The organism is Enterovibrio makurazakiensis (genome assembly GCF_050336585.1).
Lineage (GTDB): Bacteria > Pseudomonadota > Gammaproteobacteria > Enterobacterales > Vibrionaceae > Enterovibrio > Enterovibrio gelatinilyticus.
The window spans coordinates 154398-166479 of record NZ_JAKJSE010000012.1; the positions used below are offsets into that span (position 1 = coordinate 154398).

General features: G+C 46.8%; 10 protein-coding genes. 8 read left to right on the forward strand and 2 right to left on the reverse strand.

The window, feature by feature from the left end; all coding sequences use genetic code 11:
* Positions 1-415: 415 nt before the first annotated feature.
* Positions 416-1147, forward strand: a complete 732-nt coding sequence (locus L4D06_RS10580; RefSeq protein WP_429739286.1) for a helix-turn-helix domain-containing protein — start codon at positions 416-418, stop codon at positions 1145-1147.
* 50 nt (positions 1148-1197) lie between these two features.
* Here the strand turns inward: L4D06_RS10580 and L4D06_RS10585 are convergent, their stop codons facing one another.
* A complete protein-coding gene (locus L4D06_RS10585; protein WP_429739288.1) occupies positions 1198-1689 on the reverse strand; it encodes a thioesterase family protein in 492 nt (163 codons plus the stop codon).
* A gap of 127 nt (positions 1690-1816) precedes the next feature.
* Here L4D06_RS10585 and L4D06_RS10590 point away from each other — a divergent pair, with 127 nt between their 5' ends.
* The 5 genes from L4D06_RS10590 (at position 1817) to L4D06_RS10610 (ending at position 7749) form a co-directional block, all read left to right on the forward strand.
* The gene (locus tag L4D06_RS10590) at positions 1817-2773 is read left to right on the forward strand and encodes a GlxA family transcriptional regulator (RefSeq protein ID WP_429739290.1); all 957 of its coding nucleotides are present in this window, start codon (positions 1817-1819) and stop codon (positions 2771-2773) included.
* A gap of 215 nt (positions 2774-2988) precedes the next feature.
* On the forward strand, positions 2989-3879 hold the full coding sequence (locus L4D06_RS10595) for a beta-keto acid cleavage family enzyme (RefSeq protein ID WP_429739291.1): 891 nt from the start codon (positions 2989-2991) through the stop codon (positions 3877-3879).
* Positions 3880-3889: 10 nt separating this feature from the next.
* Positions 3890-4858, forward strand: coding sequence for a 3-hydroxyacyl-CoA dehydrogenase NAD-binding domain-containing protein (locus L4D06_RS10600; protein WP_429739293.1), 969 nt, complete (start codon positions 3890-3892; stop codon positions 4856-4858).
* A gap of 122 nt (positions 4859-4980) precedes the next feature.
* The gene (locus L4D06_RS10605) at positions 4981-6666 is read left to right on the forward strand and encodes a BCCT family transporter (protein WP_429739295.1); all 1686 of its coding nucleotides are present in this window, start codon (positions 4981-4983) and stop codon (positions 6664-6666) included.
* 72 nt (positions 6667-6738) lie between these two features.
* Positions 6739-7749 (forward strand): GlxA family transcriptional regulator, encoded by a 1011-nt coding sequence (locus tag L4D06_RS10610; RefSeq protein ID WP_429739297.1) that lies wholly within the window; start codon positions 6739-6741, stop codon positions 7747-7749.
* A gap of 16 nt (positions 7750-7765) precedes the next feature.
* On the opposite strand, the gene L4D06_RS10615 is transcribed toward L4D06_RS10610, so the two are convergent.
* Complete coding sequence (locus L4D06_RS10615; protein WP_429739299.1) at positions 7766-8950, reverse strand: TauD/TfdA family dioxygenase; 1185 nt, start codon at positions 8948-8950, stop codon at positions 7766-7768.
* Positions 8951-9357: 407 nt separating this feature from the next.
* Between L4D06_RS10615 and L4D06_RS10620 the strand changes: the two genes are divergently transcribed.
* Both L4D06_RS10620 and cspE read left to right on the forward strand, forming a co-directional pair.
* A complete protein-coding gene (locus L4D06_RS10620) occupies positions 9358-11448 on the forward strand; it encodes a VIT and vWA domain-containing protein (protein ID WP_429739301.1) in 2091 nt (696 codons plus the stop codon).
* Positions 11449-11780: 332 nt separating this feature from the next.
* A complete protein-coding gene (gene cspE / locus L4D06_RS10625; RefSeq protein WP_016958898.1) occupies positions 11781-11993 on the forward strand; it encodes a transcription antiterminator/RNA stability regulator CspE in 213 nt (70 codons plus the stop codon).
* Positions 11994-12082 lie beyond the last annotated feature (89 nt).

Here is a 12082-nt window from a genome sequence, read left to right on the forward strand (position 1 = left end):
CGCAGGTGTGTTGCGATGATGTTACGGTAGGGGATTCACACACACAAGGTGAGGGAATTTAGGGCGAGGGCTTAAAATTAGAAATACCTAATGCAGGTCGGGAGTGAAGACTGATAAAAGACTTAGTCTCCTCGCGGCATTGAATTCATTCAGAACTAATGAATATTTGGCTTTTATGTGCGTGAATGTTGATTTTCAAAGGGTTAGTGTGGGTTTGTATTGTCGTTTTACTCTTTTTTACACAGGTTTGGATGTGCAGATACTGTCAGTATGAAAATAATGCGAAATTCCCATTTCTGAGCGAGGAGGTCATGGCTAACACTTGGGTGTAAGGGCTTGGCTTGGAATTTTTGCGAGGACACTTAGTGGTATAGTGTCACTTCAGAATGAAATAGGGTCTAACAAGGAGCGTTAAATGGCTGAATGTGATCAGGTTATTCAGGCGTTGAAAAAGCAGCTAAAAGCCAGAGGTGTCAACTACCAAGATATTGCTGAAGTGCTTGATCTCAGTGAAGGGTCTGTAAAGCGGCTTTTTGCTAATGGAGGCAGTTTGAGTTTGGAACGCCTCAGTGCAGTGTGCAAACTGGTCGATATGGAAATGGCGGAGTTATTTAAACTCGCCTCAAAAGACAGCCAAAGCTTAACCACATTAACGTGGCAGCAAGAAGAAGAATTGGTGGCTGACAAAGCTTTGCTGTTGGTGGCTGTATGTATCACGAATGGGTATCGCTTTGATCAAATCCTTGAGCAATACAGCATACCTGAAACCGTATTGATCCAGAAAATGGCGCATTTAGACCGCTTGAATCTGATTGAGCTTCAACCCGAGAATCGCATTAAACTCAAAATTTCGCCCTCATTTTCATGGGTTGCTGGAGGGCCTATCCAACAGTTCTTCCAGCAACAAGTGATCAGCGCGTTCTTCCAATCTCGCTTTGCGGGAGAGGAAGAGAAACTCGTAATGTCTACGGGGCTGATGTCGTTGCCGACAAACTACAAATTTCAGCAACGTATTCAACGTCTGGTGAGTGAGTTTTATGATTCATGTAACCAAGATACGGATTTAACGATGCAAGAACGCCATGGCACCTCAATGGTGGTTGCGATGCGTCGCTGGACGTTCCCGCTTTTCGATGAATACGAATAGCGAAACAAAAATCACGCCACTCATCGTTCTACACTACATATCAATTAACGCTAAGATTTTGGGCGCTTAATCGCGATGGCGCTCCCCGCATTGGTCGGTGTTTCCAGTAAGTGATGGGCGACTTGTATTTCGTCAACCAATGCTTGGGTCTGGGCTAAAAAAGGCGCAGCCCTATGTGCTTGCATGTCCATGTGTAAGAGCAAAGTTTCCATGGTGGCTAATTCGTCATGCGTTTGCGCGTGATACATGGTCAGAAACAGTCTTAGCTTCTTGTTATCACTTTCTAATAATTGCCCTTGGATAAGAATGGGTTCGGCTTCGGCGACTTCTTTTTGGTAAGTCACCATGCTTTGTAGGGTATAAATGGAAACGCTTTGCGCTTCTCTAAACGCTTTATCCAGACCAATACGCAGCATAAAGGCATCAATTGCCTGACTGAACGCCACCACATAATAGGCATCATTCATGTGCCCGTTATAATCAATCCATTCTGGTAAAACAGGACTTTCGAATAACAGGATCCTATCCGCTTGGTTTGGCATTTTTACTCCTTGCTCACGCAAATCTTATGGTTGGCTTCTATGCTAGGCATAAAAGGACAGTACCTTTGATTAAAATCGTATAGAACTTGATTTTTTTCGACGTGTTAGTGGAATGAGGAGACGAAAGGTGTTTGGTGATCCTTCTAGGTCGAAAATACAAAAGATTCATTTCCTGTTGTTGCCGGGCTTCTCTTTGTTTGGGCTAACCGCCATGTTAGACCCTTTGCGCCATGCAAATCGCACGCAGGGGGAAGCGTTATATGAGTGGCAACTTATCTCAGAAAGCGGGGGGCTTATCTCAAGTAGCGACAGCATTGAGATAATGACGCATACCCACCTTGATGCCGTTGAAAAATGTGAAACATTAATAATTTGCTCTGGCAGTGATCCTGATTTGGTGAACACACCAGCCTTGTTAGGTTTTATTCGTCAGCAGAGTCACTTTGGGGCGGATATAGGGTGTCAGGATACGGGCACTTATATTGCAGCCGCTGCTGGGATCTTGGATGGTTATCGTGCAACCATGCACTGGGAAAACCATGAAACGACGCAGAAGGCTTTCCCGAATGTCACGCTTGTTCAAGAGTTGCTGGTCATCGACAGAAAACGTTTTTCTTGCCCTGGGGCCTTATCTGGATTGGATATGATGCTCTATCTGATCAGAACACAGCATGGGCAGGAGCTGGCAACCCTCGTGGCTGATGAACTTGTATATACCCACCAGAGAGAACACAGTGAACCTCAGCGTCGCTCCTTACAAATCCGCTTAGATAGCCGTAATCCCCACCTGATTGAAGCCGTTCAATTAATGGAGAAAAACATCGAAGAGCCGCTGTTAATTGCAGAGTTGGCTGAGGTGATTGGCATTTCCGATAGGGAGTTAGAACGTCTATTTAAACGGCACTTGGCACAAACGCCAAAAGCGTTTTATCGTCAACTTAGGCTAGAGAAAGCCCGTTGGATGCTGCAACAAACCAACGACAGCGTCACGTCGGTGGCGACAGCCTGTGGCTTTGTTTCCCTCTCCCATTTCACCCGCTGTTATCAAGAGCAATTCTCCAAACGCCCTAGCCGAGAAAGATAGATTCTAGGCAACACGCGTGAGTCAACATGTCGGAAATAGATAGCCATGCCTATTTTGCGACATGCCTTCATTTGCGTCTTTTTTAGGTTGGTAAGCATCGGGTTTAGGCAAAAACGTCCGTTTCTAACGTGTAACTCTGAGGGTGCGCAATAAAGAGAACGAGGCATGCCTAGCCAGCCTCTTGTTTTTATTTAACTAAAAAAAGAGCCCTTACGATGAATCAAGACGTCATTATTACTTGCGCCATTAATGGTGCTGGGGATACCGCGGACAAAAATCCAAATGTGCCGATCACACCAGAACAAATTGCCAATTCAGCGATAGAAGCATGGAATGCAGGTGCTGCAATTGCGCATATTCATGTTCGAGACCCAGAAACAAAACAAGGATCGAGACGCGTCGAATTGTACGCCGAGGTCTGTGAGCGTTTGCACGCGTCGAATTGTGACGTTGTGATTAACCTGACGGCGGGCATGGGGGGCGATCTCTATATCGGGCCGGAAGAAAATCCCACTGCCTTTTGTCCAGAAACGGATCTTGTGGGTGGTCTTGAGCGTCTTGTTCACATTGAAGCGCTCAAACCTGAAATCTGTACCCTCGATTGCGGCTCATTAAATTTCGGCGATAACAACCTTGTGTATGTCTCAACGCCAGACATGCTTAGGCGTGGCGCTGCACGTATTAAAGAGCTTGGTGTCACTGTCGAGCTGGAAATTTTCGATACGGGAAATCTTTGGTTTGCTCTGCAAATGATGAAAGAAGGCTTGCTTGATGACAACGCCATGTTCCAGCTGTGTCAGGGCATTCCTTGGGGGGCACCACCGGACTTTACGCTATTGAAAGGCATGGTGGATATGTTGCCAAATCACAGCCAATGGACAGCGTTTGCGTTGGGTCGTAACCAGTTGCCATGGGCGGCGCAGTCAGCCTTGTTAGGGGGTCATGTTCGAGTGGGCTTAGAAGACAATTTGTATCTCGAAAAAGGCGTGTTGGCGACAAATGGCCAATTGGTCGAACGCGCCGTCAATCTTATCGAAAACATGGGGGCGCGTGTTTTAAGCCCAACTGAAGCTCGTGAAAAATTGCGACTTCGTGGCACGCAATAGGAGGTTGATGATGGCGCGTCCGAATCCGGAACAAGTTTCAAAGGTGGGTGTCATTGGCACGGGTGTTATTGGTGGTGCTTGGGCCTTGCATTTCCTTCGCATGGGCATGGAGGTGGTCGCGTATGACCCCGGCCCTAATGCAAAAGAAAAGCTTCTAACCATGGTCGACAATATTTGGCCCACCATCGAAAAGCTGGGCTTGAGAGAAGGCGCAAGCAAAGACAAATTGCGTTTTGTTGATTCCTTAGAATCTCTTGCCAATCAGGTTGAAGTTATTCAAGAAAGTACGCCAGAACGAATGGATGCCAAGCGTGGTTTATTTGCAGAACTTGATCGCATCGTCCCCGCTGATGTGGTGATTATTTCCAGCACCTCAGGGTTTGCCATGACTGAGATGGCTCGTGAGCTTGAAGCTCAGCCAGATAGGTTTGTGGTCGGTCATCCCTTTAACCCGCCTTATCTCGTGCCTTTCTGTGAAGTCTGTGGTGGAGAAAGAACCAGCCAAGAGGTGGTTGATTGGACCGCTGCGTTTTACGAGGCCACGGAAAAACAAGTCGCCAAAATGGACAAAGAACTGCCGGGCTTTATTGGTAACCGCTTACAAGAAGCGCTATGGCGTGAAGCCCTCCATATGGTGGCAAACAAAGAATGCTCCGTCGAAGATATCGATAAAGCAATTGCCTATGGGCCGGGTTTGCGTTGGGCCATTATGGGGCACTGTTTAACCTTCCATTTAGGCGGCGGGCAAGGGGGGATGGCGCATTTATTGGATCACTTTGAGGATGCGTTAGAAGAACCATGGACACGTCTGAAAGCGCCAAAACTTACACAAGAATTGAAAGATGACATGGTGGCGGGTTGCTTGACGCAAGCCAATGGTGCGTCCATTGATGAATTGGTGCAAGAGCGCGATGATTGCCTTATTCGAATTATGCAAACGCTCAACGAGTATCGCCAAGAAAAAGGGATAAAGCGTTAAGTGTTTGAAGTATTAACGTTCGGAGTGGCGGTTTGGCATGGGTCTAAAAGAGGTGGAAATGAAATTGTAAAGCGAGAAAGAAAGCTCACTCACTCAAAATCATAGCAAAGGAGGATTTGCTGATGTCGTCTACTCCTCAAGAAGGCTTTGAAGCCGCAGAGACTAGGATGTTTAAAGCTGAAAAGCTTGCCCCATCAGGACCATTTAAAGGTATGCATAAGGGGATGACGATATCTTCGTCTCTGATGGTACTCGTGTTCGTGTTTTTTACGGGAGTGAACACGGAATTTGCGGGTGAGATATTTGGCAGTGTTCGTTCTTGGATTGAAGTGACGTTTGGTTGGTATTACATGGTGACCATCGTTTTCTTAATCGCGGTATGTGTTTTTATCGTGTTTAGTCGATTCGGTAGCGTGCGTTTAGGCGATGATGATAGCAGGCCGGATTTTACCAACTTCGCGTGGTTTTCGATGCTTTTTTCAGCGGGTATCGGTATCGGTATTTTATTCTTTGGCGTTGCTGAGCCGATCTTCTACCTCGATAACAGCGGGGCATTTGGTTATCCGAATAATCCCTATGCCGACATGGCGGGCGCCGAGGCCATTGGCTACGATCGCGCGGTAGATGCGCTGAGAGTCACTTTCTTTCATTGGGGTTTTCATGGCTGGGCAGTCTATGTGATTGTCGGTATGTCATTGGCCTACTTTGCTTATCGTAAAAAATTGCCATTAGCACTGCGCTCCGCACTCTATCCGTTCATTGGCGATCGTATTTATGGACCCATCGGACACATGGTCGATATTTTCGGTGTGCTAGGGTGCGTTTTTGGTGTTGCAACCTCACTGGGATTGGGCGTCAGCCAGATGTCCGTCGGGCTTGAAAGGCTGTTTGGTATTGACCCAGGTATCTCGACTCAACTTACCCTGATTGCTTTAATTACGATCATTTCCATTTTATCCGCTCTGTCTGGGGTGGGCCGCGGTATCAGAATCATTTCTCAGTGGAATATTATTGTTTCTATTATTGTCGTTGCGCTGTTTTTGTTTGGTGGGCCAACAGGCTGGGTGTTAGGTGCTTTTGGTTCTGCCGTCGGGGATTATCTCGCAAACTTTATTCAAATGGGACTTTGGTTTCCGGAAGAAGAAGGCCCAGCGAATTGGCAAAACGGCTGGACTGTTTTTTACTGGGGCTGGTGGTTAGCGTGGGCTCCCTTTGTTGGATTGTTTATTGCGCGAATTTCTCGAGGTCGAACCTTAAGAGAATTTGTGATTGGTGTGCTTCTCGTGCCGACAACTATCATCTTCGTGTGGCTAGGTATCTTTGGTGGAACCGCACTTTATCAAGAGCTGACAGCCAGCTCTGGAGTTGGCACTGCGGGGATCATTGATCTTGTTAATGCGTGGAACCTGCCTGAGGCGTTATTCGCTAACGCTGATGGAATCTTTGGTAACGGTGCTCTCGGTTGGATCGTGTCTGCCATGATGGTTTTTCTTCTCATGAGTTGGTTCGTCACCTCTTCGGACTCTGGCATTGTCGTGTTAACGACCATTTTGTCTTTAGGGAATGAAGATCCGCCAAAAACATTCCGCGTTTTTTGGGGTGTTGTTGTTGGGTTAGTTGCTGCAGCCCTGTTAGTCGCAGGGGGCTTGAGCGCGCTGCAAACCGCCAATATTGCAGCGGCTTTGCCTCTTAGCTTGGTGATTATTCTGATGACGCTCGGTGTGCTTAAATCGCTCTTCAACGACGTCAGTGGTTTGGGGAAAGGAACCGGTGGTGATAATGAAACACCGTTAGTCAAAGACGAATAATATTTTTGTTTAATGGCTAAGCTATGAAGATACGGCTGAAATAAATTGGCCGTATTTTTTGCAGGAGACTCGATGCTATCCTCATCATCCCAGCCCTCTATCCTAAAGGTGCAAAAACCACTAATTGCCGATGATGACGGGGTTTTCACCCTCTCTTTTTTACTGTTACCTGAATATGCCATGGTGTCACTGCTCTCTGCGATTGAACCTTTACGAATAGCAAACCGTTTGGCCGGCAAAACCTTATTTCGTTGGCAATGTTTTAGTGAAGACGGGGAGCCCGTTTTAGCCAGCAATGGTTTAGCGTTGCAAGACTCCTTATCAATACATGCCAGTGAAAAACCTCGTAACCTTTTTGTGAATGCGAGTTTCCATCCAGAAAAACACGCGTCAGATACATCTATAAAATGGCTGCGAGAGCTACATCGGCTTGGTTTCATGATCGGTGCGCTCGATACGGGCTGTTACTTGCTAGCCAAAGCCAAGCTGTTGGAAGGCTATCCAATCACCTTGCATTGGGAAGCGAAGCCTTGTTTTCAAGAGCGTTATCCTGAGCTTGAAATCAGTGACGAGCTATTTGAAATTCAGGGTAAGCGCGTTACCTGTGCCGGTGGCACCGCCGCAACCGACATGATGTTGTATTTAATCGACGCCTATTTTGAGCCAGAACTCGCGATCCTTGTGTGCGAGCAATTAATTAAAAGTGCCGCGAGAAACCAAACTGACCATCAAAGAGCCAGCCAAGCCGAAAAGCTCAAATTACACCACCCTAAAATGGTAAAAGCCTTAGCGTTAATGGCTGCTAATATTGAAACCCCCTTAGCCACATCGGATTTGGCTGACCACCTAGCTATTTCTGTTAGGCATCTGGAAAGGCTGTTCTTACAATATTTAGCCTGTTCTCCGTCTGCGTATTATGTGCAAATGCGAGTGGAGCACGCGCGGTATCTGTTGTCTGACTCCGGGCTCAGCATCGCGGATATCGCCTTAGCGTGTGGCTTTAGCTCTACCGCCCATTTTAGCCGTCGTTATCGTGCACTTTATGGCACGACGGCCAGCCAATACCGTTCTGGTATTCAATAATTGAATCTCGGCGAAATTAAAGCGCGTCCCTTTCAAGCACCCTTATTCGAGATAAGAGTTCATCTCTGTCGATATAGCAGCCTTGTAAGTGTCTCGAGCCCGTTTTTAGGTCAAACGCATTGCGTGCGTGTAAGACGCGGCGATTGTCAAAGACGATCAGGTCACCGCCATTAAGGCGATGGAAAAACTGAAACTCTTCCTCTCGGGTTAACCGAATAAAACAGCGATATGCTTTATACAGGGCGAGGGTTTGGTGTGCGGGCACATCAATGGGGCCCCTGAGAAAATTAGCAAGGCGAACTTCAACAACCTGATCATTTTCATCAACCACAATAGCTTTACCGCGAAAGCGATAATCACTGTGTTTGTCCTTGTTGTAAAAGGCCATCGGTATGCTGGATAGGCTCTGAAATTCTTCGGGATAATGCTCGCGCATGTGTTCGGCTATTTTAAAGCCATCGACCAAAATGGACTCTCCTCCGACAGCATCATTGATTAAACAATGTAAAAACTGCAGACCGGGCTGGAGTTCTCGTGTGGGTAAATCGGTATGCAGAGGTAAACGTAAATCGGTATACGCCGAGCTATTTGCATCCGCTTTCGCTTGCACATTAAAAATGGTGCCAAAGTTAGTTTCTCTGATAAAAGAGATGCGATTTGCGACATGAATGAGGGTGTTTGGCTCGGTATCTACGTTTTTAATCAGCGCGATTCCATAGTCCCTTAAATTCTTTAGCCACGCCAAAAGGTGTTGATCACTTTGCATGATGTTGAGGTAAGTGTTAGTGGGTAGGAACTGGTTTATGGCCTCTTTGTCCCACACTTTCGGTTGCCATTGCTTGGCGGCAAGTGCGCTTTCGCTGTAACAATGGCTGAATAACCAACCGGGATGATATTGGCTGCTGTGATCAGCGTGATCCCACTCGATGACAAGTCTGTTGTCTTCAGAGAGATAGGCTTCTTTCGGTTTAATGGTTTCGGGGACATCACAAATCTCAAAGACTTGCTCCCGAGAGAGCGAGGCGATGCATTCTGCACAATGGCAATTGTCCCTTAACCACAGGTAGTGGTATTCACTCTCATGTCCATTATCCCATTCGATCAAAAGCGACTCGCTGCCTAAATCAACACGAACAGGAAGATGTTTGATTGGATAAGGCGTAAAGGATGCAATTTCTGTGTGCGTATCGGCGACTGTCATCGTGCTTTCCCCGTAAATATCCCAATAAAAAAGAGGGTGATGCGTTGAGTCATCTTATTACGAGGATTCAGGATTTTCGTGATACCCAGTCGACATCATTTTGCACCAATCCGACATGTTTTCATGGGCAGTTTTATCGTTGACAACGTTCAGCCAATCTATAAGCCAATAACGTCTGCGAAAAAGTAACTGCCAACGCCCACCAACACGACGTTTCGGTGAGAAGGTGTCACATGATGCGACGTACCGTTACGTATATTGTCACTTCATGCGTGCCGCTTTTTATTGGCACTGTCTTGTTGCAAGCTTCTGAAAACGCAGAGAGTTAAAGGCGCGATGAACGCAAGCCTTCCCTTCCTGCACATGAGAGAACGAATCTCAAAGAAGCCACGCAATGGAGGCATACGATGCTAAACCAACAGCAAATGACGCAAAGATTCACGACGTGGGGAATGGTATTTCTCACGTTTGTATTTGGCTGGTTTGCACCTGCCGCAATGGCGAGCGGTTTATTAAAACCGATAAACAGCCAACATCAAGACCTCAACATTGAAACCCATAAGGTAGATGTCGTCATAGAAGATGGCTACGCAACGACGTCCATCGAACAAACCTTCCATAACCCGAATGACCAAATCCTTGAAGCACGTTACTCGTTCCCTGTGCCGCAAGAAGCCGTGGTGGGCGAATTTATCTACTGGATAAACGGCACGCCAGTGATTGCCGAATCGGTGGCGAAAGACAAAGCGAAAAAGATCTATGAAGAGCAAAAAGCACAAGGCAATGCGACGGCATTGACTGAAAAAGACGGATACAAAACGTTTGAGATGCGTGTCTTTCCTGTTCAGCCTCAGCAGAGTGTGAAGGTGAAGCTGGTTTATCTGCAAGATGCGTTAATTGACCATGGCATTGGCCGTTACGTGTATCCCATGGAAGAGGGCGGTGTTGATGAAGCGCGAGACAGCTTTTGGACCCGTAATGATGCGGTCGAGCAGGATTTCTCGTTTAACGTCACGTTGAAATCTGCGTATCCCGTTGATGGTGTGCGTTTGCCTTCGCACCCTAACGCAGCACTTACACAAGAAGCATTAGGTGAGCACACGATTTGGAAGGCGCAAGTAGCGAACCTAGCGTCAGGCGCGGTTGAAGAGGAAGGCGTGACAGCATCACCTTCTGCACCCGCGTACAGGTTGGATCAAGACATTGTGGTTTACTGGCGTCTACAAGACGGGTTACCTGGTCGTTTGGACATGGTTGCGTACCGTAACCCTGAAGAATCAAAGCGCGGCACGGTGAAACTTACCTTTACGCCCGGTGATGATTTGGGCCCCGTTACTCAAGGGCGTGATTGGGTCTTCGTATTAGACAAATCAGGATCGATGTCTGGCAAATATAATACTTTGGCAGAAGGGGTTCGACAGGGGCTGAACAAACTGCCACAGCAAGACCGTTTTCGTGTTGTGATGTTTGATAACACAACGTATGACCTTACCAACGGCTTTCTGTCAGCCAACAAGGAAAACGTGGAAAAAGCCTTGAGTGAAATCTCTGCCATGCAGCCGAGTAACGGCACCAACCTCTATGAAGGTTTAGGTGCAGCGGTGCGTAAACTGGATGCCGACCGTCCAACAGGTATTGTGCTGGTGACCGATGGTGTCGCGAATGTTGGGGTGACGGAGAAGCGAAAGTTTTTCCAAATGATGGAGAAATACGATGTCCGCTTGTTTACCTTCATTATGGGTAACAGTGCGAACACTCCACTATTGGTGCCGATGACCAAGTTATCAAATGGTGTTGCTACATCCGTTTCGAACGCTGACGATATCATGGGGCACTTGCTTAATATCTCTAGCAAACTAACGCATCAAGCGTATCGCGACATTCAATTGGATATCGACGGTGTGAAGGTAAAAGATCTGACACCAGAAGCTATCAGCAGCTTATATCGCGGTGAGCAACTGACGGTATTCGGCCACTACTTTAAAGCCGGCACTGCCGACGTCACTTTGAGCATGAAAGTGAATGGCGAGACGCGTCGTTATACCACCAAGGTATCGTTACCAGAGAAAACGTTGCGTAACCCTGAACTTGAGAGAATGTGGGCATTCTCAGCGATTCGAGATCTTGAAGCGCAGATGGATTACCTAGAGCAGAAAGATGCCGACAAAGAACAAGCGATAGAAGACATCGCTGTCGAGTATGGTTTATTGACGGACTACACCTCGTTGCTGGTGGTTGAAGAAGATGTATTCCAACAGATTGGTGTTGATCGAAATAACCAAGCACGGGTGCAGAAAGAACAGCAAGCACGACAAACACGCCAAGCTCAGAATGTTCAACCTACCCAAGCCGATACGAGTCAGCCAATGTTCACCCAACCTGCACCAACCCATTCGCGTAGTGGCGGTGGAAGCAGTGGTGGCAGCATGAGCTGGATGGTGTTTATGTTGCTAGGACTGGGGATGTTTGGGCGATGGGGGTTAGCTAACAAGCGATAGTGGCATTTTGTACAGAAACAGGGCGCTCGAGCGAGGGTCCTGTTTCATTTGTAACGTCACCAACAAAGAGTATTCTTGATTAAGAACTGGCATGTTTTTTTCTTCCATCGAAATCAAAATAAGTCTTTACAATGGCCCTGACTAGCGTAATATTGCCCTCGCTCTGTAAGTCAGAGTTATTAATAAAGCGTAAAGTAAAAGTAAAACCTCAGATTTCGTCACTAGTTGTAGTTCTCTGTGTTTCCCTTAGCTTCATCGTCACATTAAATAATTCCAGCACAGTGCATCGCATTAATGCGAATATTTTTTGAATTAAATATAAGGGACACAAAATGTCTAACAAAACAACTGGTCTAGTAAAGTGGTTTAACGAAGATAAAGGTTTCGGTTTCATCACTCAAGACAACGGCGGTGCTGACGTATTCGTTCACTTCCGTGCAATCGCTTCTGAGGGTTTCAAAACTCTTTCTGAAGGCCAAAAAGTATCTTTCGAAGTTGAGCAAGGCCAAAAAGGCCCACAAGCTGCTAACGTAGTAGCTCTATAATTTCGAAAGTCGGCGCAAATGGTTTTACCATTTGCGCTACTTTTTTATCTGCGCCATCCGAGTTACCTCCTCGCTACACCCCCAAAAAG

What these genes read in the sequence shown, in the direction of transcription:
- L4D06_RS10585 (WP_429739288.1), bottom strand. Translation starts at nt 1,689, where the DNA reads ATGCCAAACCAAGCGGATAGGATCCTGTTATTCGAAAGTCCTGTTTTA.
- L4D06_RS10620 (WP_429739301.1), top strand. Translation starts at nt 9,358, where the DNA reads ATGCTAAACCAACAGCAAATGACGCAAAGATTCACGACGTGGGGAATG.
- cspE (WP_016958898.1), top strand. Translation starts at nt 11,781, where the DNA reads ATGTCTAACAAAACAACTGGTCTAGTAAAGTGGTTTAACGAAGATAAA.
- L4D06_RS10605 (WP_429739295.1), top strand. Translation starts at nt 4,981, where the DNA reads ATGTCGTCTACTCCTCAAGAAGGCTTTGAAGCCGCAGAGACTAGGATG.
- L4D06_RS10615 (WP_429739299.1), bottom strand. Translation starts at nt 8,950, where the DNA reads ATGACAGTCGCCGATACGCACACAGAAATTGCATCCTTTACGCCTTAT.
- L4D06_RS10600 (WP_429739293.1), top strand. Translation starts at nt 3,890, where the DNA reads ATGGCGCGTCCGAATCCGGAACAAGTTTCAAAGGTGGGTGTCATTGGC.
- L4D06_RS10580 (WP_429739286.1), top strand. Translation starts at nt 416, where the DNA reads ATGGCTGAATGTGATCAGGTTATTCAGGCGTTGAAAAAGCAGCTAAAA.
- L4D06_RS10595 (WP_429739291.1), top strand. Translation starts at nt 2,989, where the DNA reads ATGAATCAAGACGTCATTATTACTTGCGCCATTAATGGTGCTGGGGAT.
- L4D06_RS10610 (WP_429739297.1), top strand. Translation starts at nt 6,739, where the DNA reads ATGCTATCCTCATCATCCCAGCCCTCTATCCTAAAGGTGCAAAAACCA.